Source organism: Aliivibrio salmonicida LFI1238 (assembly GCF_000196495.1).
GTDB lineage: Bacteria > Pseudomonadota > Gammaproteobacteria > Enterobacterales > Vibrionaceae > Aliivibrio > Aliivibrio salmonicida.
Genome location: NC_011312.1, coordinates 143,108 through 162,376 on the forward strand (window position 1 = coordinate 143,108; position 19,269 = coordinate 162,376).

Sequence of the window (19,269 nt, forward strand, 5' to 3'; positions counted from 1 at the left end):
ATTATCGAGATGGATTAACCAATAGCGACTGGGAATAGAGAACCGAACACCATCGCACCAATAATTGCCCCACCAGTGATTGGTTTTTTCCATTGGTAGAACGCAAGCGCACCAATCAACGAACCAATACCAATTGGAATTGAAGCCGCAATCGCAGACAGAACAATCAGAGGACCCAAGAAGCGACCTGATGAATTACCTGCGCCCATCATGACATCAGCGCCGTAGGTTGAGTTACTTTGCCCAACGGTGTATTTACGAGCTAGAATGATGATGTAACCAATTGCCACACCTAATAGAAAACCAACAATCAATGAAGCAATAAAGTTTTCTAATGGGTAAACAATACCCGCGCCCAGTAAAAGAGCCGGAACGCCTAAGCCAACTCCTGTTTGAATTGCGCCACCAATGTCTAAAATACCGACGAGTGACCCTTCAATGATTCGAGCAAATAAGAAACTCGCACCAAAAGCGGCGACGGCGCCATAAACACCCGTGTCCATTCCTGCACGTAACATTGATACAAACGCGACTTCATTGAATGCGCCAATGCCGTATAAGTAGTACATGTGTGTACCGGCAAACACGCCAGAAGACAGCAGACCGACGAAGAAAGGGAAAGACCAATCTGCGTACCAAAAGTTATTCTTTAATTTATCGTCCATTTTAAACTCCTGACTTACTGATTACCGCTAAGGGTGGTGTGTACGCTCTCTAACCAAGTAGGAACGGTGAGCCTGAAAGACTCGATAAGTTCAAGGTCAAATCCACGGAAGAAGGCACTCATAACAAATAGAGTGATAACCGCTGCAAGCATGATTTTGGTTACTTTATTCCAACCACCATCTTCAACGCCTTTACCAATCAAGATACCAAGAACAAGGCCAGGTACGGCATTACCCATGATCATTTGAGCCAAACCACCAAAGATAGTTGCCCAAAAACCAGAGCGACGACCGGCGTCAATAGCGGCTAACCAGAAGATAACTGGCATCGCAATATTGACGAGTAAGTTCGCCGCAGGAACGAGTACTTTTACCGCGGTAATTTGTAGACTTTCAGGAACGGCGGATGCCGTCGAGTTTAAGAATGCAACAACAACCATGCCGATGATGCCACACGCAATGCCCATCTTTTTCGGGTCGTGCATTGTCTCAGCGACATTTTTGTTTTTGAACATCAGGGCAGCTGCACCCCAATGAGGAATAATTCGGTGGTCAACATCTTGAGTGAAAGCACCCGCTGCAACAGAAGACGCCCATGCGTTAAAGAAGAAGCCAAGGCCAAAAGAAAAGTGAGATGCAGGATCGCCTTCACAAGAGTTAAGTTCGCCAAGAGTACGGAACGCGCCCATACCTTGAACCGTTGGAGCGTGGAACATACGTGCGGCACCAACACCGACGCCAACGCCCACTAAAGCCCCTATAATTAGAGACTTCATTAATATAATTAAGAACATCTATATATACCTTCCATTTGTATACTTAAATAAGTTTTTCTATTTAAAGTAAATAGGTGTTTATATTGATTTAAAATCCAGTTGGTCAATATTAATTATGGTGACATTAACGGTGACATCTAAAGTAACTGAATAAGAAGTTTTATTTCGAGGTAAAAAGAAAAACATAAACTTTTCTATTCTTTCTTTTTTCTCCGCATTAATTAATTTCACATCAACAGGTTCTATACGTAAAATAACTTGCTCGTTATCTTTTAGAATTGTTTTTTGAATATTATTTAATGCGGAACTGAAAGCGGCTTGTTTTGTATTTCCATTACCACTAACCGTAACGGTTGTTGTAATCGATTCTTTCATATTTAGCTTCTGTATTTTTTAACGAATGCTTCGACCAATCGTTGGCCTAGCTCTTCTTTATCCATGAAGCCAAAACCAAGTACGTTAAAGCCTTCATTGATTGCGGTTACGCCTTCTTCAACAGAGCGCATACCATATTTTGCTTTGTAGCCGTATTTGTTTTGCGCCGTGATTGCACCTGCACCGCCACTGCCACAAAAAGAGATACCGAAGTCCGCTTGCTCTTCGTTCATAACATCACCAAGCTTCATGTCGGCAGCCATACCAGGGATCACAGTAACAGAACCACCTGCGGCTTCTACGCCTAAACCTACTTTTTGTCCTTTACCTAAACGGTCGCCGATCACTACTTTTATATTCGTCATGTTATGCTCCTAATTCTTCAGTTAATTCGTTTTCTTTTGCCACTTCAAAGTGAACAGATAATAAATATGATTCTTCGTATGCTAATGTCGGAAACAGACTCACGACATCTTCGGCTAATTTATGTGATGATTTTGATATTTCATCAAACATTTCAATTTCAACTTCGGGTAACGATTCATGAGTATGAGATCTAATTACCATTGCTTTTAAATGAGAAAAAAGCATTTGTTTCTGAACACTGTCTGGAAATATATTCTCAGCTCTTAAAATAGAAATTACTTTATTGAACGTTGAATCTACTTCTTCAGTGAATAACTCTTCATTAATGTCTAGAGTATTACTATCCACGTTTTATATTTCCTTTAAATAATAAACTTTGCTATCCAAACTTGATGATTGAAGAATATAAGTGGAAGAGGAAAGTGAACAGGGAGAGATTTTCCACTTTGAAGAGGAAATGAGTAATGGAGTGCGGATACAGGTCAAACTTTTTATTTTATGTACTTAAATATTAATTAACCTGAATTCTGGATAAGGCTGAACTAATTGCCCACCTAACGATCAGATCTTTCGACCAAGAATTATTTGAACGTATTTTAAAAGGTGGGCAAGATGAATAAATTAGTTGATATATTTTGTGATGTCGATGATTTTTGTTATCAATTCTTATCTCAATGGGAAAAATACCTTGTTGAGGCTAGTGAGAGAAAAAGAAAACGTCAGTCAGTAATGTCTACTAGTGAATGTATGACTATTGTCATCGCTTTTCATCAATCAAATCATAGAGATTTCAAGAACTTCTATATCGGGTTAGTTCATCAATATTGGAAAGGATACTTTCCAAATTTACTTAGCCACACTCGATTTGTGAGCAAAATGCCTAGCCTAATCGCCCCAATGTGTGCCTATTTTCAATCTATCAAAGGTAAGCCGACTGGCATTGCTTTTGTTGACTCCACGAGTCTTAAAGTATGCCATAACATTCGAATTCCTCGCCATAAAGTCTTTGATGGTGTTGCGAAAAGAGGAAAAGGTACCATGGGATGGTTTTTCGGCTTCAAACTTCATTTATTGATTAACCATCTTGGAGAAATTATTTCGCTGAAAATCACAGCTGGCAATGTAAATGATAGGACTCCTGTACCTGATTTATGCAAAGAACTCTCGGGGAAATTGTACGCTGATAAAGGGTACATAGGTAAAAAGTTGAGTGAGAGCTTAAAGAACTCTGATGTCGATTTAGTGACTACCTCGCGAAAAAACATGAAAGCAAAAGAGATAAGTGCTTTTGATAAGGCTATGTTATCAAAGAGATACATTATCGAAACGATAAATGACCAATTGAAGAATATCTCTCAAATTGAACATAGCCGTCATCGTAGCGTGACTGGTTTCATGCTAAATGTAATTTCAGGCGTTGTGGCTTATTGTTTAAAAAAACAAAAGCCACGAATTAAGCTATCAGAATGTGAATTTGAACTAATCCTCGCTTAAAGCATGTTTTATCCAGAATTCAGGTTAATTAGTTACAAAGTAAGCGTGCGGGGAACTACACCTAACAAATAAAATTCATTATGCGTATCTTACGATCTTTCATTTAACGAGAACGTAATTATGCAAAAAGATAAAAAGAGAACACCAGAGCAATGGCACGCTCTATTTGAATCTCAGCAATCTAGCAAGCTTAGTGCCGCTGAATTTTGTCGTAACCATAATATTCTGCCAAAGACATTTAGTGCACGTAAAGCACGATGGAAACAAAAGATTAACGCTTCTACTTTCTTGAAAGTAGAAGCGTTAACATCAACTATCATCGCCACTCCACAATTACCAGATATTCAACTTTCTATCGGAAAATTGCGATTAACATTGCCAGCTAATACTGAACCTCACTGGATAGGACTCTTATTAAAAGGGTATCAATCATGAATGTATTTACTGATGTTTCCACCATTTATCTTCATCGTGATTTTGTCGATTTTCGCAAGGCCATTAATGGCCTTGTCGTGATTGTTGAGCAAGAAATGCAACTATCACCGTTTAGTGATGCTCTATTTATATTTTGCAATAAGCCTCGTGATAAACTCAAAATATTGTATTGGGATAAAACAGGATTCGCTTTATGGTACAAGCGATTAGATGAAGACCGCTTCAAATGGCCACGAAATATAAATAACGATACGTTAGCATTATCAGAGCAGCAACTGACACTGCTATTACAAGGTTTTGATATCTTAGGACATCAACCGGTACATTATCAAACAACCCTTTAAATAGTTGATTCTCAGTCAAGAATAGGAGGCAACCGATTGATTACCTGTATTATCGTTATATAGTCATCTACATGACTGATAAAATAAAACCACTTCCTGATACCATTGACGAGCTGAAAGCACTTGTGCTTCAGCTTGAAAATAAATATAACCGTCTTCTAGAGCAATTTCGGCTGGCTCAACATCAGCGCTTTGGTAAAAGCAGTGAATCTGACTCGACTCAATTTGATTTATTCAATGAAACAGAAGAAGAAATCATCATTGAAAATGATGACACACAAACGATTACCTACACTCGTCAAAAGCCAAAACGCCAACGCTTACCTGAAGACTTACCGCGTACTGTTATTATCCACGACATAAAAGATAAAACTTGTAAGTGTTGCGGTCTAGAGATGCATGCGATGGGTAAAGACATCAGTGAAAAGTTGGAATTTGTACCAGCTAAAGTGGAAGTTATTCAACATGTTCGTCCTAAATATGCTTGCCGAAATTGTGAAAAAAACAATACTTCAGTAGACATTAAACAAGCCCCAATGCCAGCGTCACCAATCCCTAAAGGGATTGCGACCGCAAGTTTACTTGCTCAAATTATTACGGCTAAATTTCAATACAGTCTTCCACTTTATCGTCAAGAAACGTTATTTCAGCAATGGGGTATCATTATTGGACGGCGAACGATGGCGGATTGGTTAATAAAATGCTCGGTACTATTTACCCCTCTTAATAACGAGTTACATCGTATTTTGCTTGAACAACCCACTCTGCATTGTGATGAAACAACGGTAAATGTGTTGGATGTTGAAAAAGCAAAATGTTATATGTGGGTCTACTGCTCTGGCTATGATTCTCCAGGCTCTGGTGTTTTGCCTGGAATTGTACTTTATGATTATCAATCTAGCAGGCATGGCTACCATCCAGTTAACTTTTTAAAAGGTTATAACGGGTATTTACATACCGATGGTTACCAAGGTTATGAACAAACTGAAGCGATTTTAGTTGGCTGTTGGGCACACGCACGTCGACGATTTATTGAGGCTCAACGTGTTCAAGTAAAAGGGAAAACAGGGAGTGCAGATTGGGTATTGAGTAAAATCCAAAAGCTATACCGGATCGAATCGTTATTAAAAGAGGCTTCCCCTGAAGCCAAGTATGTTGCTAGGCAGACAGAAGCCCGCGATTTACTTAAAGAGCTCCGTGATTGGCTTGATAGCGCAGTTAGTCGAGTATCACCTAAAACAAAATTAGGTGAGGCGATTAGCTATACATTAAATCAATGGGATAAATTAGTTCGTTATATTGATGATGGATTGTTATCTATTGATAACAATCGAGCAGAGCGAGCGGTTAAACCGTTTGTTATCGGCCGGAAAAACTGGTTATTTTCGGGTTCAACGGCTGGTGCAGATTCAAGTGCAATGCTTTACAGCATTGTAGAAACAGCAAAGGCAAACGGATTAATCCCTTACGATTATATTAGGTATTGTCTAGATCGTTTATGTGTTGGATCGCCAGATATCGATTCACTTTTACCTTGGAATGTAAAAGACAAGGTGTAGTTCCCCGCACGCTTACGTTACAAATGAGTGGTTGTGGAAATAAGAAAGGGAAGTAAAAAAAGGTGTGGTGAGTTTTGTGATTTAGGTTCCGTTTTATATTTTAGTTGGAAGCGGAAGAGGAATGAAAAGGCAGATATAATAAACCCCGACAAGTACCGGGGTTTTGTTGGGTCTTTAAATTTTATTCAAATTAGAGTGACTTAATTTTCTTCATTGTAATCGTTGATTTTTTTGTACCATCTAAATTTAACGTATCACGAATTAATAAGCCTTGATCCCAGTTTTTTCCAGCAGGGATGTAAGTAAAGCGATTGATTTTAATATTATTAGGATCATCGGTAGAATTTTTATCATTCCAACGAACAGTACTGTTTAATTGATCGAGTGTTGCTTTTGAGTCGCCAGCGTCATTCGTGCCAAACCACCATAAGTCTTTAGGTGATAGTTGCGCGTATGTGTGGGTTTTATTGATAAAACCTAAAGTACCACACTCTTCACCTGTCATTGTTAAACCGGTTTCAGTGAATGTCATTTTAGCAACGGCAATACTTTTATTTGCACATAATTCACGACTTTCCCATGTGCCGATGAAGTCAACGTAACGATCTTGCCCTAATGCTTCAACAGGGTATAAGAAAGAAATTCGTTCACTGATACGACCGGGATATGGGCTGTTATCTAAGTATTTTTTACTTGTCGTATTAATATAAACATCCGTAATTGGATCATAGGTACCAGAAATGGTTTCTTCGAGCATATAGCTACCATCTTGCTCATCAGAATCATCACGCTCTAAAACTTCAAATTTACTTAGAGCTTGTTCTGTACAGTTTTTAGCATTCATACACTCAAAAGCATCACCCATTTCAGAAATTTCAATCCATGGTTCATTTATGTCTGAAATTTGTTCTTTGTTTGGACTTATGAATGAATATTGGTATTTATTATCCAAGTTATAAAAATAATTATATCTTTCGTCAGTGACCGTAATGCGATTACCATCGCATGTATTATATTCATTATCATCCGTTTCTACTGTGTTGAAAATACCATCGTTATCTAAACAAGTTAGATAGTCAGCAACATAGTGACCACTAATTGATGAATCATTACTGCCTTTACGGACAATCAGATTATTATCGGCTAAGGTAAAAATCATGCTCGATGTTTTTTCAAATAAATTACGTGGATTTCCTTGAGAATCAGTTAAAGTACGATCAACATTGATAACAAGGTCGAACTCTTGATTTGCACTATTACGTATACGTTGCGTTGAATCCCTTGATACAAATGTCCAATTTGAACCGCGAGACCAATGGGATAGATTTACATCAGAGCCGCGTGGAATGTTTGCTAAAGATGATTGCATGTGTGTTGTTGCATCATCTTGTGATACTAATGCTGTTATGGCAGGATTAAGTGCTGTTGCAACGGCAAGTAAAGATGCTTCATCATCAAGCGTGGCTTCTTTTAATTCAGTAGCCGCAACTGATAAATCTTGGGGTAAAGTGATTTCCTTTATTAGGACTGCCTGTCCTGTTTTAATTAGTGTACTTGTTCCTTCACCAACAGTCAGTAATAGCCTTGCCAAATTTACAGCACGTTGGTATGTACCTGCCGCTTCAAATGGCGTAGTGATGTGACGACCAGAAATAGACCCAATGAATAGGCCGTCTTTCCCTCCTAAATAGAACGAAATTTCAGGGTTATTTGTATCGATGGTGTAAGTACCATTTATATCTGTTTTTTTCTCTTCTAGTGAACCAGAAATGTAATCCAATCCAATTACTTTTGCATCAATAAATTTCCCTGCCGTTGGAATTGCAATACTTGGTTTTTGTGTTTTTGCTGTATCGATATTGGTAGATGGATCATTTGAATCATCATCGGAACTACCACAGCCCACTAAAGTTAATGCCAATGTTACTGACGCTGCTAATAAACTTACCTTTTTCATTCTTATTTTAATCCTTTGTCATATCGGGTAGCCTAACCTTCATATGTTATTTATAAAATATAAAATCGAGCCATTTGTACTCTTCCTTTTAAGCTAATTCAAGGCACGGGAAATAAGATAAAAACCGTAAAGTTAAAATTTATTTTTCAACAATGTGATTCTATTTTTGGTTTGAAGGGCTTATTTTACCTAAATGTACATAATGAAATTATTTCATTATGTAACTGTGAAGCCAGCAGCGTGAGAATTTTAAATCTTTTTCAACGAGACTTGAGCTACATTCTAATAGTTGGCAAATCTCGGTGTTTTTCATTCCCATTAGGTATTTTAATTTTAAGACGTTAGATTGACGAGGGTATCGAATAGCAAAATTATCTAATGCTTTATCCATTGTGATTAATTGTTCAAATTTATCAATATCTCTGTTTATGGGAGCAAGTGGTTGGCGTTTTTTTGCTTGTAATGACCGAGCGTTATCAATTAATATTTGGCGCATAACTCTTGTTATCATCAGAAAAAAATCACGCTTGGTTTTTATGTCGGTTAGTTTTGAATTTGATAGTTTAATATAAGCATCATGGATGAGTGAGGTTGTGTTGTTCACACTATCTGCGAACATATCGTTATCTGGACCATATTTTTTTGCATTACGCTTACGTTCTTTTTGGGCAATATTATGCAGTTGTAAATATGCAAATTGGTACACATGATTTTCTGCGACTTTATCTCCAGATTGCCAGTATTGAATAGTTCGAGTTAATTTAGTTATCGTTATCATGATTGGTATATCGCTATATTTTTCTAAACGTAGAATCCATTAACGTACTTATTTTATAGGGTGGAATTTTAAATAATCTCTCATACTTGGATATTGAATAGGCTCACTTGAACTGTATTTTAATTTCCCTTCTTTGTTCTTCTGGTAATGATTTTTGTTTTGTTTGTATTGGCATCATCATTGCGAGTTGCATTTTTTGTTTTATGTATGCTGGAAGTTCAGGGTTAGATAAAATTTTACATCGTGTTAATTCGAGCATTGAGTTAATGGATGCCTTTGATATGTCTTTTCCTTTTGAATTAAACAATAAGTGTGTTATCTCAAACATTATTTTTTCTGATACAATTTTATCATGTTTTAAATTGTTGTTTTTAATGATTAATACACTAGATAAGATTAATGTTGATAAAGTTAATAAAACCAAAATAAATGCGGAAATTGGTTTTCGTTTTAATAAACAACGAAAAGTATATAAAGGGGTGTGTTGTTTTAATGTAATTGGCCTAGATGCCAACACACACTCGATATCTTTGCGTAGAGCCTCAACAGAACAGTAGCGTTTAGATAGTGTCTCTTGGGTCGTTTTTTCTTGGATGTAAGTAATGTCTTCCTTCTTATGAAGATTAGGAAAAAGAAGCAATAAAATCTTACCTAAAGAATAAACATCACTCAAAGGAGTTAAATAATTGCCTTCTTTTTGTTCTGGGCTAGCAAAATGCTCACTGTAGGCGACAAGCCCTTGAGTATTATGATGCCCATTTTTTTTTACTTGTTGAGTTAAGTTAAAATCGATTAGCTTTGGGCAATTCCGTTTATCAATTAAAATGTTTTCAGGTTTTAGATCTGCATGTAGTACATCGTGTTGGTGTGCATGTTCAAGTGCTTGGCAAATCTGACTAAATAATTGTAATTTTTGTTGTCGAGACAACAAATTATGCTTTAAAAAATCATTGAGTGTTGTACCGATAATTTTCTCCATCACCACATAAACAGCCCCTTCGTACTCTCCACCATCAAAGACTTTTGCTATATATGGATGATTTAAACGTGCTAATAATTGCGCCTCTTCAAATAGGGCGTGTTTGTTTAATAAATTCTTTAAATCAGGTTGAATAAATTTAATGGCAAGCTCTTGTTCGAAAGTACCATTAGCACGATATGCTGAATAGACTACTCCCATCCCACCGCGACCCAGCTCTTTTGTAATTTGGTATTTATCTACCATGTGATGGCTAAAATCCCATTCAGTATTAAAAGTTTGCTGAGCACCAAAACCAAATAAATCGAAGAATGGTTCTGATGTGGTGTTATTCAGTAATGGAATGAGGTCTTGATAGATATTTGGGTGACTGTTTTGCAGTGCATCCAATACTTTTTGTTTTTGAATGTTATCAAGATCCATTAAATCATAGAAAATTTGAGTTGGTGAGGTAATTAACTGCAAGGGACTAATTTATATGAATTTGTTTAACCGTACTATATGGGGTTAGTGGCGTAATTAGAATGTTTTTTCTCGTATTTAAGAAAATAGTCGTGAATTTATTTAATGCGAAATTATTGGTTAAAAAACCGTGGTAAATTTCCCTAATTTATTTTTTTTTAACTTTGTATTTATATGGATAATAAAAATAGAACTCACGATTAACGTTACTTTTACACATACGTAATAGTGAATTGCTTTTTATGGTAATTGTTATTTAATTTAATCAGATTAAACTAATCTCATATTAACATTACATAAGGTAAGCCATTATGACTGCACATCATCACCCTCATTTTCAAGTTGGACAAACGATTGAAGATCACCCATTTAGACAAGGTGATGGCGCGATGCTTGAGATGTTTCGTAATGACTTACCTAATATTCTTTATGTTGGTCTTGGTAATATTACGGCTGACGAACAAGCCGTGTTGGGACAAGAAAGTGCTCAACTAGGAATGACAATGACAAATGAAGGGGCGTGTTTAACTGTGTTTTCATTGGGTGAGTTGACGTTTGAAATGCAGTTTAATGCTGCTGTTATTCCTGAAGAGTATTTTCAATCACCAGAATCAGGGAAGTTGTCTTTTTCTATGTTAGCGATTGATAGTGCTACCAACACACTGCAAGCTATTCGCGAATTTACGTTGTCAGAAGAATTGAGTCGTCAGTTTGTTGAAGTTATGCAGATTCAACGCAAAATTAATGATGTGAACGTAGTTAATCGCGTAAATGAAATGCTGTTAAATACGCTAACGACTGAAGAATTAAATGAGAAAATAACACTTGAACCACTACAAAGTGTAGTTGCAGCACCGACTTGTGGTTGTGGTCATCACCATAATCATGATCACTCACATTAAGTTTTAATACGAATTAGAGAACAAACAAAAATGCCGCCAGGGTTAACCTTAGCGGCGTTTTTTATTTAAAATAGTCTAAAAATAGACTATCTCATCGTTACAAATTCTTCAGAACCTGTTGGATGAATAGCAACAACGGCATCGAAATCAGCCTTAGTTGCGCCCATCTTCATTGCTACTGCAAAACCTTGGATCATTTCATCAACCGTGAAACCGATACCGTGTAGGCCAACCACTTTTTCGTTTTCGCCAGCACAAACCAGTTTCATTTTACAAGGTTGACGGTGCTTAGTAACGGCGGTGTACATAGCTGTGAAGCCTGATGTGTACACTTTTACGTTATCTTTGCCGTATTGTTCGTCAGCTTCTTGTTCTGTAAGACCAATCGTCCCAATCGGTGGGTGGCTAAACACAACAGTAGGAACTAGTGTGTAGTCCATTTTTGCGTTTGTTTGACCGTTGAATAAACGCTCAGACAGTAAACGACCGGCTTTAACTGCGATAGGAGTTAGCTCGATGCCGCCTTCCATGATGTCGCCAACACAGTAGATGCCTTTTACGTTTGTTGATTGGTATTCATCAACTTTGATGTAACCGCGATCGTTAATAGCAACGCCTGTTTTTTCTAGATTGATAGCGTCAGTCGCAGGGTGACGACCAATTGCCCAAATTAGAGTATCAACGTTTTGTGTTTCACCATTTTCTAGATGAAGTGTTAGGCTGCCATCGGCTTCTTTAACCACTTCTTTTGGTACAGAGTGAGTATGAAGGGTTGGGCCTTCTGTGTTCATCACTTCAACTAGCGTATCGATGATCATTGGATCAAAGCTACGAAGTGGAGATTCTTTACGAACAAATAAATGAGTTTCTGTGCCTAGAGAATGAAGTACACCAGCAATTTCTACCGCAATGTAACCTGCACCAATAATCGCAACGCGTTTTGGCTGTTCTGTGATGTCAAAGAAACCATTTGAATCAATACCGTGCTCTGCGCCTGGGATATTAGGGATTGTTGGACGACCACCAACAGCAATAAGGATATGATCCGCTGTGTAATGTTCGCCATTTACTTCAACAGTATTAGCGTCTACAAACTTAGCGAAGCCTTTAATTACGTTTATTTTATTGTTACCAAGAACGCGATCGTAAGATTCGTGAATACGACCAATGTACGCTTGGCGGTTTTCAACCATCTTGCTCCAATTGAATTTTTTCAGTTCAACATCAAAGCCGTAATCTTCAGCGTATAAATTAATGGCTTCAGCAACTTGAGCACCGTGCCACATTACTTTTTTAGGAACACAGCCCACGTTTACACACGTACCGCCAAGTTCTTGCGCTTCAATAAGAGCAACTTTTGCGCCGTGCATAGCCGCACGGTTTGCTGATGCGATACCGCCAGAACCACCGCCGATACAGATATAATCAAAATGAGTAGCCATTACTTTCTCTCCAATAAGTTTTTAATTCTTTTTTACATACTATGTATGAAATGCGACCAAATTTTTCTTTTTCAAGGTGTACGAGCTTCAAGGTCTACTAGGTTTCAGGTTGCTTCGCTTGCAGGTTTCAGGAAAGAGATAAAACTGAGCAATGCTATCTGCTTTTCCTGAATCCTTTGAGGGAGCTTGCGACCGGCCTGAACCCTTATTTTTTATTCAGGAACAATCCATTCCACTTTACAGTGACCTGTTGCTGGTGCAATTGCTTCTTTTAAGAAAGGCAAAATCGTATTCATTTGGCTTTCTAATTTCCACGGTGGATTGATAACGATCATTCCTGATGCCGTCATGCCACGCTCGTTTGTATCAGGGGATACCCCTAATTCAATTTGAAGAATGTTACGGATATTTAGTTTTTTAAGGCCATTGATCATGTCGTCGATATCACAACGATTAACCACTGGGTACCAAATCGCATAAATACCTGTAGCCCAACGTTTATGGCTTTGGCCAATCGCGTTAACCACATCGTAATATTCTTTTGCAAGCTCATAAGGTGGGTCGATTAATACCAAGCCTCTGCGCTCTGGTGGCGGCAAGCTTGCTTTTAATCGAGCAAAACCGTCTTCTTTATAGATAGATACTTGGCGATCACTGTGAAATTCTTGTTCAAGCAATGGGTAATCAGAAGGGTGAAGTTCGGTTAATACCATGCGGTCATAACAGCGTATATGCGCACGACCAACACAAGGAGACCCTGGGTAATAACGTAATTCACCGTCTTCATTTAATGCTTTTACGGCATCAAGGTAACTTGTGATTTCTTCTGGGATGTCTGTTTTATCCCAAATACGTTCAATACCTTGTTTGTATTCACCTGTTTTTTCAGACCATTCATGCGTTAAATCGTAACGGCCAACCCCTGAATGGGTGTCGTGATAAACAAATGGCTTATCTTTTAGCGTTAATGAATTAAGGATAAGGCTTTGAACAATGTGTTTAACTACGTCGGCATGGTTGCCAGCATGAAAACTGTGACGATAACTTAGCATGAATGAACTCTCACTATTTGAATGGGAATATTATACCCAAGTTTATAACGCAATGTGCACACTCTTGCATCACCCATTGAAATTTAATCCATTAAGCACCATCTTAAGTAGATAGCGACATCAAATCGAATAAGAAATAAAAAGGAATGAATATGTCTAATCCGTTACTTACCTTTACTGACTTGCCTCTTTTTTCTCAAATTAAGCCAGAACACATTCAACCTGCAGTAGAACAAGCGATTGCAGATTGCCGAGCTAAAATAGAAGACGTATTGGCGTCTGATGCCGTACCAAGTTGGAACAGCATTATTGTTCCCCTTGCTGAAACGGATGATCGTCTAAGCCGCATTTGGTCACCAGTGAGTCATTTGAATTCAGTGCAAAACAGTGAAGCCCTGCGTGAAGCGTATGAAGCGTGCTTACCTATCCTTTCCGAGTACGGAACTTGGGTTGGGCAGAACAAAGCGCTCTATCACGCCTATAAAGAAATCAAAGCGAGTGCCGATTTTTCTGCACTTTCTCAAGCTCAACAAAAAACCATTATTGATGAATTGCGTGATTTTGAATTATCAGGCATTGGTTTACCCGCTGATCAACAAAAGCGTTACGGTGATATCAGTAAGCGCACGTCAGAATTAAGCTCAAATTTCAGCAACAATGTGCTTGATGCAACCATGGGTTGGTCAAAGCATATTACGGATGAAGCCGAATTATCAGGGTTACCTGAATCGGCGATGTCAGCGGCGAAAGCGGCGGCAGAAGCAAAAGAATTAGACGGTTGGTTACTGACATTAGAGATGCCATCGTACATTCCAGTCATGACGTACAGTGACAATAAACCACTGCGCCGTGAAATTTACGAAGCGTTTGTGACTCGTGCATCGGATCGTGGTCCAAATGCCGGTAAGTGGGATAACACCGATCTTATTTCAGAAGAGCTTAATCTTCGTCATGAAGTCTCGCGCCTATTGGGTTTCTCTTCGTACAGTGAAAAATCGTTAGCAACAAAAATGGCCGAGAGCCCAACGCAAGTCCTTGGTTTTTTAAATGACTTAGCAGCGAAGGCTAAACCACAAGGTGAGCGCGAAGTTGCAGAGCTAAAAGCGTTTGTAAAAGAAGAGTTTGATATTGATGAGTTGGATCTATGGGATGTGACTTATTACTCTGAAAAATTAAAGCAAAAGCTATATCAGATTTCAGATGAAGAATTACGTCCTTACTTCCCTGAATCAAAAGCCGTCTCTGGCCTATTTGAAGTGCTAAACCGTGTGTTTGGTATGACAGTGGTAGAGCGTGAAGGCGTTGATGTATGGCACGAATCAGTGCGTTTCTTTGATATCTTCGATTCAACCAACACCTTACGTGGCAGCTTCTATTTAGATTTATACGCGCGTGAACACAAACGTGGTGGTGCATGGATGGATGAATGTCGTGTTCGTCGTTTAACTGAAAATGGTGAACTGCAAACGCCTGTCGCGTATTTAACGTGTAACTTCAGTAAGCCTGTTGGTGGTAAGCCTGCATTATTTACTCATGATGAAGTAGTGACGTTATTTCACGAATTTGGTCATGGTATCCACCACATGCTAACGCAAATTGATGTAGCGTCAGTGTCGGGTATTAATGGTGTGCCTTGGGATGCGGTTGAGCTACCAAGTCAATTCTTAGAAAACTGGTGTTATGAAGAAGAAGCACTCGCGTTTATTTCTGGTCACTATGAAACGGGTGAGCCATTACCAAAAGAAATGTTAGATAAAATGCTGGCGGCGAAAAACTTCCAATCAGCGATGTTTATTTTGCGTCAGTTAGAATTCGGGATGTTCGATTTCACACTGCACACAAATTACGATCCAGATCTAGGTGCAAAAGTATTAGAAACCCTAGCAGAAGTAAAAGCAAAGGTAGCGGTATTACCTAGTGTCGAGTGGAACCGTTTTTCTCACAGCTTTAGTCATATTTTCGCGGGTGGTTACGGTGCGGGTTATTACAGCTATCTATGGGCAGAAGTATTATCAGCCGATGCGTTCTCGCGTTTTGAAGAAGAAGGAATTTTCAACACGGAAACAGGCCAAAGCTTCTTGAATAATATTCTTGAAATGGGCGGCAGTGAAGAACCTATGGAATTGTTTAAACGCTTCCGTGGTCGTGAACCACAAGTGGATGCCATGTTACGTCATGCGGGCATTGGTGCGTAATAAACTAAGCAAGTAAGTGCCATAAATAAAACGCCTCAATCATTATATTGAGGCGTTTTTTGTTTTAAAGCGTTTATTTCTTATAGGGCTTAGTCACGACTATTTTTACCTCATCACCTTGGTGTAGTGGCGTATTTTCTTCTAATCCATTCCATATCGCTGTCTCTTCTGCCGATAAATCAGAATGATTACGCTTGGTTAGCTCATTGACACTTTCGCCTTTTATTACCGTAGTAATCGCGATCTCTTTTTGAGTTATTGCTGCAATTTGTGCATCTGTGATTGGTTGTAAAGAGAGGGCTGAAATGCTGACTTCACTTTTGTTTTTCGCGGTACTTAGGGTGAGTACTTGATAAGTGATGTCGTTCAAATCGAGCCAATATTGGGTGATAAACGTGTCTTGTTTTCCTTCTTTATCCGTTAATTGCACGTTATACATGGTTGCTCCCCATGTTAACTCAACCGTATTTACTGGCGCTAAGTAATGATATTTAAGTTCAAGGTACTGACTAAAGCGATGCGCTGTTTGCTCAGCAGTGTATTGAGGATCGGAAACGGAGAGAGCGACAAAGCCATCGTGTGTCTCATTGATCGCCGCAACAACTTGAGGTTGGTTTACTGTTTGCCACTCTTTAGGGAATATTATGGTAAAGCCCATCGTAGGCTGAATGAATGTCGATTCAGAAAAAACGCCATTTTCTGGATTGTCACCGACGACTAACTCATTGAGGTTATAGAGAAAATTAGGCTTAATTGGTTTTTGAGGTATCACTCTTAATGCACTTGCTGATAGATCGACATGCTTAACACGTTCTGGTGTGTAAGGGTGGCTATCAAAGTAGCTTTTTTCAGTTTCCGTCTGCGTTTTAAATTCAATCGCATCATTTATACGAGCTAAAATAACGCCCATCGCCATGGGATTATAGCCAGATTTTGCCGCTAAATTTACACCAAGTTCATCTGATTCTGTTTCATGAGAACGACTGTAGTTTGCCATTAATAAATCGTTGCTAAAGGTAAACGGGGTATTAATTAGATTACCTAAGTCTTCATTTATTACGCTGCCAACAATGTTGCCGGGTAATTGAGTTATGCCAGGCAGAATACTTCGCTTCATTTGCTGAATTGAATGCCTTTCTGTGACATGAATAATTTCATGAGCCAATACACAGGCGAGCTCGTCTTCATTGTTCATTAGAGTTAACAAACCCCGAGAAATATAAATATAACCACCAGGGAGGGCAAACGCATTTGGGATTGGGTCATCAACAATTTCAAATTTAAAATCAAACTGTGGTGAATCAAGATGAGAGACTAAGCGAGCACCCACTTGTTTGACGTATTGATCGAGTGATTCATTTTGATATATCCCCATTTGTTGCTCAATAACGAGTGAGTTTTTTTCTCCGACGGATTTATCGTAGTTTGGACTTATTGAGCAAGCAGAGATAGATAAAGAGATCAGAGTCATCCCTGTGATTTTTGTGATGTTCGATATGCTTTTCATAGGCATTCCTTGGCCTTATGTTGAGTTAACTTGTATTCGAAGGTGACAGAGTTGGGGTGGGGAAAAATAATAAATTAAGCCCTTCCGAGTAGATCAAAAGAGCTTACGATGATTCATAAAGATGGCATTAAGCCCATTGAATCACTTCATCTGCGTGTTTCTGGCACTCTTCTTTTACCATTTCAATGAATTCAACCCCTGTTTTAGAGCATGTCCATTTTTCATCAGTATAAGCAAAGTGAAAACCGCCAGATTTAGACGCTAACCAGATCTCGTGCATTGGTTCTTGTTTATTGATCACGATTTGGCTGCGGTTTTCAAATTCTAAGGTCAATACGTTTCCTGTGATTATTGGCTCAATGTCTGCGCCAGAATCATCAATCATATCTTCAAGTAATTGCAGTTTCGCATCAACTAATTCGTGAAATTCAGTATTATTCATCTTGTTTATCCTATTGCTTTTCTTGGCTGTGGTGCGATTATAGAGAGCATAACCAGATATTAACACTAATGGTAAAATCTTATGCAAAAAAGAGTGATGGCGTTAATGCTACTGAGTGTCTTAGCATTGGCGGGCTGCGGTCAAACTGGTGGGTTATACATGCCAACGGATGATGCACCAAAAACAGAAGCCGCAGAATAGTGTATTTGTAATAAATGTATTCATGCACTGAAATCTATTAATAGAATAACTGAAAACTAGACAAGGAAGATGACATTGGATTATTTCAATTATAAGGACGATGGACAGCTTTGGGCTGAAGAACGACCAATTACACAATTGGCTGAGCAATATGGTACGCCATTGTATGTGTATTCTCGTGCGACATTAGAGCGTCATTGGAATGCATTTGATAGCTCGGTCGGTGAGCAACCTCATCTTGTGTGCTATGCCGTTAAAGCAAACTCAAACATTGGTGTATTGAATGCGCTTGCCTGTCTAGGTTCAGGTTTTGATATCGTTTCTCAAGGTGAACTTGAGCGTGTGGTTGCTGCTGGTGGTGATCCTACGAAAGTCGTGTTTTCTGGTGTTGGTAAAACAGCAAAAGAAATGCGCCGCGCATTAGAATTAAACATTAAATGTTTCAACGTAGAATCGGAACCAGAGCTTGAGCGCTTAAATGCGGTCGCTGAAGAGATGGGTGTGATTGCGCCAATTTCATTGCGAATTAATCCTGATGTTGATGCAAAAACACACCCGTATATTTCTACTGGTTTGCGTGACAATAAATTTGGTATCGCGTTTGATCGCGCACCAGAAGTGTACAAATTTGCACAAACGTTACCGAACTTAAATATCCAAGGCATTGATTGCCATATCGGTTCTCAATTAACGGACATTACGCCATTCATTGATGCAACGGATCGCTTGTTAGCGTTGATTGATGACTTAAAAGCACAAGGTGTGAATATTCGCCACCTTGATGTTGGTGGTGGTTTAGGCGTGGTTTATCGTGATGAATTACCGCCTCAACCGTCAGAATACGCTACGGCATTATTAAGTCGCTTAACGGGTCGTGAGGACTTAGAGCTTATTTTTGAGCCGGGTCGTGCGATTGCAGCAAATGCGGGGATATTAGTGACTAAAGTTGAGTTCCTAAAACATACGGAACACAAAAACTTTGCGATCATTGATGCCGCAATGAATGATTTAATGCGTCCAGCACTGTATCAAGCATGGCAAGACATTGTGCCTGTTGTTCCGCGTGAAGGCGAAGCTCAAAGTTATGACTTAGTTGGCCCTATTTGTGAAACGGGTGATTTCTTGGGTAAAGATCGTGATTTAGTTCTTGAAGCGAATGATTTATTGGCTGTTCGTTCATCAGGTGCGTATGGCTTTGTTATGTCATCAAACTACAATACACGTACTCGTGCGGCAGAAATAATGGTCGATGGCGATCAAGTACATCTTGTTCGTAAGCGAGAAGAATTAAGCTCTTTATGGGAGCTGGAATCTATTTTACCAAACTAACTTAGAATA

At 38.8% G+C, this 19,269-nt stretch carries 20 protein-coding genes; 8 read left to right on the forward strand and 12 right to left on the reverse strand.

Features of this window, described 5'->3' with window-relative positions; all coding sequences use genetic code 11:
* Positions 1 to 14: 14 nt before the first annotated feature.
* From VSAL_RS00805 to VSAL_RS00825, 5 genes are read right to left on the reverse strand one after another with little or no spacing between them, the layout of a single operon-like run.
* The gene (locus VSAL_RS00805; RefSeq protein ID WP_012549002.1) at positions 15 to 665 is read right to left on the reverse strand and encodes a DUF4310 family protein; all 651 of its coding nucleotides are present in this window, start codon (positions 663 to 665) and stop codon (positions 15 to 17) included.
* A 14-nt stretch (positions 666 to 679) separates the two neighbouring features.
* Positions 680 to 1,459, reverse strand: coding sequence for a DUF4311 domain-containing protein (locus tag VSAL_RS00810; protein WP_012549003.1), 780 nt, complete (start codon positions 1,457 to 1,459; stop codon positions 680 to 682).
* A 60-nt stretch (positions 1,460 to 1,519) separates the two neighbouring features.
* Positions 1,520 to 1,816, reverse strand: a complete 297-nt coding sequence (locus VSAL_RS00815) for a DUF4312 family protein (RefSeq protein WP_012549004.1) — start codon at positions 1,814 to 1,816, stop codon at positions 1,520 to 1,522.
* 2 nt (positions 1,817 to 1,818) lie between these two features.
* A complete protein-coding gene (locus VSAL_RS00820; protein WP_012549005.1) occupies positions 1,819 to 2,181 on the reverse strand; it encodes a glycine-rich SFCGS family protein in 363 nt (120 codons plus the stop codon).
* A gap of 1 nt (position 2,182) precedes the next feature.
* Entirely contained in the window at positions 2,183 to 2,530 is a 348-nt protein-coding gene (locus tag VSAL_RS00825) for a transcriptional regulator (protein ID WP_012549006.1), read from the reverse strand.
* Between the two features lie 264 nt (positions 2,531 to 2,794).
* Between VSAL_RS00825 and VSAL_RS00830 the strand changes: the two genes are divergently transcribed.
* The 4 genes from VSAL_RS00830 to VSAL_RS00845 all read left to right on the forward strand — a co-directional run bounded on the left by VSAL_RS00830 (position 2,795) and on the right by VSAL_RS00845 (position 6,014).
* On the forward strand, positions 2,795 to 3,676 hold the full coding sequence (locus VSAL_RS00830; protein ID WP_012549007.1) for an IS982-like element ISVsa6 family transposase: 882 nt from the start codon (positions 2,795 to 2,797) through the stop codon (positions 3,674 to 3,676).
* Between the two features lie 120 nt (positions 3,677 to 3,796).
* Entirely contained in the window at positions 3,797 to 4,111 is a 315-nt protein-coding gene (gene tnpA, locus VSAL_RS00835) for an IS66 family insertion sequence element accessory protein TnpA (RefSeq protein WP_012548925.1), read from the forward strand.
* Entirely contained in the window at positions 4,108 to 4,455 is a 348-nt protein-coding gene (tnpB, locus tag VSAL_RS00840; protein ID WP_012548924.1) for an IS66 family insertion sequence element accessory protein TnpB, read from the forward strand. Before tnpA ends, tnpB begins: the two co-directional genes overlap by 4 nt.
* Before the next feature lie 71 nt (positions 4,456 to 4,526).
* Positions 4,527 to 6,014, forward strand: a complete 1,488-nt coding sequence (locus VSAL_RS00845) for an IS66-like element ISVsa2 family transposase (protein WP_012549008.1) — start codon at positions 4,527 to 4,529, stop codon at positions 6,012 to 6,014.
* Positions 6,015 to 6,204: 190 nt separating this feature from the next.
* On the opposite strand, the gene VSAL_RS00850 is transcribed toward VSAL_RS00845, so the two are convergent.
* From VSAL_RS00850 to VSAL_RS00860, 3 genes are all read right to left on the reverse strand, one after another.
* Entirely contained in the window at positions 6,205 to 7,971 is a 1,767-nt protein-coding gene (locus VSAL_RS00850) for a hypothetical protein (protein WP_044583154.1), read from the reverse strand.
* A gap of 208 nt (positions 7,972 to 8,179) precedes the next feature.
* Positions 8,180 to 8,749 carry an ECF-type sigma factor gene (locus tag VSAL_RS00855; RefSeq protein ID WP_012549010.1) on the reverse strand — a complete coding sequence of 190 codons (570 nt, stop codon included), beginning with the start codon at positions 8,747 to 8,749 and terminating at the stop codon, positions 8,180 to 8,182.
* Between the two features lie 103 nt (positions 8,750 to 8,852).
* Positions 8,853 to 10,193 carry a serine/threonine-protein kinase gene (locus VSAL_RS00860; protein ID WP_012549011.1) on the reverse strand — a complete coding sequence of 447 codons (1,341 nt, stop codon included), beginning with the start codon at positions 10,191 to 10,193 and terminating at the stop codon, positions 8,853 to 8,855.
* A gap of 308 nt (positions 10,194 to 10,501) precedes the next feature.
* On the opposite strand from VSAL_RS00860, the gene VSAL_RS00865 reads away from it, so the two are divergent.
* Positions 10,502 to 11,092, forward strand: a complete 591-nt coding sequence (locus VSAL_RS00865) for a hypothetical protein (protein ID WP_012549012.1) — start codon at positions 10,502 to 10,504, stop codon at positions 11,090 to 11,092.
* Positions 11,093 to 11,178: 86 nt separating this feature from the next.
* Here VSAL_RS00865 and gorA read toward each other — a convergent pair whose 3' ends face one another.
* Both gorA and VSAL_RS00875 read right to left on the reverse strand, forming a co-directional pair.
* Positions 11,179 to 12,534 (reverse strand): glutathione-disulfide reductase, encoded by a 1,356-nt coding sequence (gorA, locus tag VSAL_RS00870; RefSeq protein WP_012549013.1) that lies wholly within the window; start codon positions 12,532 to 12,534, stop codon positions 11,179 to 11,181.
* A 212-nt stretch (positions 12,535 to 12,746) separates the two neighbouring features.
* Complete coding sequence (locus VSAL_RS00875; protein WP_012549014.1) at positions 12,747 to 13,586, reverse strand: 23S rRNA (adenine(2030)-N(6))-methyltransferase RlmJ; 840 nt, start codon at positions 13,584 to 13,586, stop codon at positions 12,747 to 12,749.
* Positions 13,587 to 13,738: 152 nt separating this feature from the next.
* On the opposite strand from VSAL_RS00875, the gene prlC reads away from it, so the two are divergent.
* Positions 13,739 to 15,781 (forward strand): oligopeptidase A, encoded by a 2,043-nt coding sequence (gene prlC / locus VSAL_RS00880; RefSeq protein WP_012549015.1) that lies wholly within the window; start codon positions 13,739 to 13,741, stop codon positions 15,779 to 15,781.
* 73 nt (positions 15,782 to 15,854) lie between these two features.
* On the opposite strand, the gene VSAL_RS00885 is transcribed toward prlC, so the two are convergent.
* Complete coding sequence (locus VSAL_RS00885) at positions 15,855 to 17,288, reverse strand: M48 family metallopeptidase (protein WP_148234216.1); 1,434 nt, start codon at positions 17,286 to 17,288, stop codon at positions 15,855 to 15,857.
* Positions 17,289 to 17,415: 127 nt separating this feature from the next.
* Positions 17,416 to 17,730 carry an iron donor protein CyaY gene (gene cyaY, locus VSAL_RS00890; protein ID WP_012549017.1) on the reverse strand — a complete coding sequence of 105 codons (315 nt, stop codon included), beginning with the start codon at positions 17,728 to 17,730 and terminating at the stop codon, positions 17,416 to 17,418.
* A gap of 81 nt (positions 17,731 to 17,811) precedes the next feature.
* On the opposite strand from cyaY, the gene lptM reads away from it, so the two are divergent.
* Positions 17,812 to 17,931 carry an LPS translocon maturation chaperone LptM gene (lptM, locus tag VSAL_RS22625; protein ID WP_083199069.1) on the forward strand — a complete coding sequence of 40 codons (120 nt, stop codon included), beginning with the start codon at positions 17,812 to 17,814 and terminating at the stop codon, positions 17,929 to 17,931.
* A gap of 75 nt (positions 17,932 to 18,006) precedes the next feature.
* Positions 18,007 to 19,260, forward strand: a complete 1,254-nt coding sequence (lysA, locus tag VSAL_RS00895; protein WP_012549018.1) for a diaminopimelate decarboxylase — start codon at positions 18,007 to 18,009, stop codon at positions 19,258 to 19,260.
* The last annotated feature ends 9 nt before the right edge of the window (positions 19,261 to 19,269 follow it).

What these genes read in the sequence shown, in the direction of transcription:
- VSAL_RS00805 (WP_012549002.1), bottom strand. Translation starts at nt 665, where the DNA reads ATGGACGATAAATTAAAGAATAACTTTTGGTACGCAGATTGGTCTTTC.
- VSAL_RS00810 (WP_012549003.1), bottom strand. Translation starts at nt 1,459, where the DNA reads ATGTTCTTAATTATATTAATGAAGTCTCTAATTATAGGGGCTTTAGTG.
- VSAL_RS00815 (WP_012549004.1), bottom strand. Translation starts at nt 1,816, where the DNA reads ATGAAAGAATCGATTACAACAACCGTTACGGTTAGTGGTAATGGAAAT.
- VSAL_RS00820 (WP_012549005.1), bottom strand. Translation starts at nt 2,181, where the DNA reads ATGACGAATATAAAAGTAGTGATCGGCGACCGTTTAGGTAAAGGACAA.
- VSAL_RS00830 (WP_012549007.1), top strand. Translation starts at nt 2,795, where the DNA reads ATGAATAAATTAGTTGATATATTTTGTGATGTCGATGATTTTTGTTAT.
- tnpA (WP_012548925.1), top strand. Translation starts at nt 3,797, where the DNA reads ATGCAAAAAGATAAAAAGAGAACACCAGAGCAATGGCACGCTCTATTT.
- tnpB (WP_012548924.1), top strand. Translation starts at nt 4,108, where the DNA reads ATGAATGTATTTACTGATGTTTCCACCATTTATCTTCATCGTGATTTT.
- VSAL_RS00845 (WP_012549008.1), top strand. Translation starts at nt 4,527, where the DNA reads ATGACTGATAAAATAAAACCACTTCCTGATACCATTGACGAGCTGAAA.
- VSAL_RS00850 (WP_044583154.1), bottom strand. Translation starts at nt 7,971, where the DNA reads ATGAAAAAGGTAAGTTTATTAGCAGCGTCAGTAACATTGGCATTAACT.
- VSAL_RS00855 (WP_012549010.1), bottom strand. Translation starts at nt 8,749, where the DNA reads ATGATAACGATAACTAAATTAACTCGAACTATTCAATACTGGCAATCT.
- VSAL_RS00865 (WP_012549012.1), top strand. Translation starts at nt 10,502, where the DNA reads ATGACTGCACATCATCACCCTCATTTTCAAGTTGGACAAACGATTGAA.
- gorA (WP_012549013.1), bottom strand. Translation starts at nt 12,534, where the DNA reads ATGGCTACTCATTTTGATTATATCTGTATCGGCGGTGGTTCTGGCGGT.
- VSAL_RS00875 (WP_012549014.1), bottom strand. Translation starts at nt 13,586, where the DNA reads ATGCTAAGTTATCGTCACAGTTTTCATGCTGGCAACCATGCCGACGTA.
- prlC (WP_012549015.1), top strand. Translation starts at nt 13,739, where the DNA reads ATGTCTAATCCGTTACTTACCTTTACTGACTTGCCTCTTTTTTCTCAA.
- VSAL_RS00885 (WP_148234216.1), bottom strand. Translation starts at nt 17,288, where the DNA reads ATGAAAAGCATATCGAACATCACAAAAATCACAGGGATGACTCTGATC.
- cyaY (WP_012549017.1), bottom strand. Translation starts at nt 17,730, where the DNA reads ATGAATAATACTGAATTTCACGAATTAGTTGATGCGAAACTGCAATTA.
- lptM (WP_083199069.1), top strand. Translation starts at nt 17,812, where the DNA reads ATGCAAAAAAGAGTGATGGCGTTAATGCTACTGAGTGTCTTAGCATTG.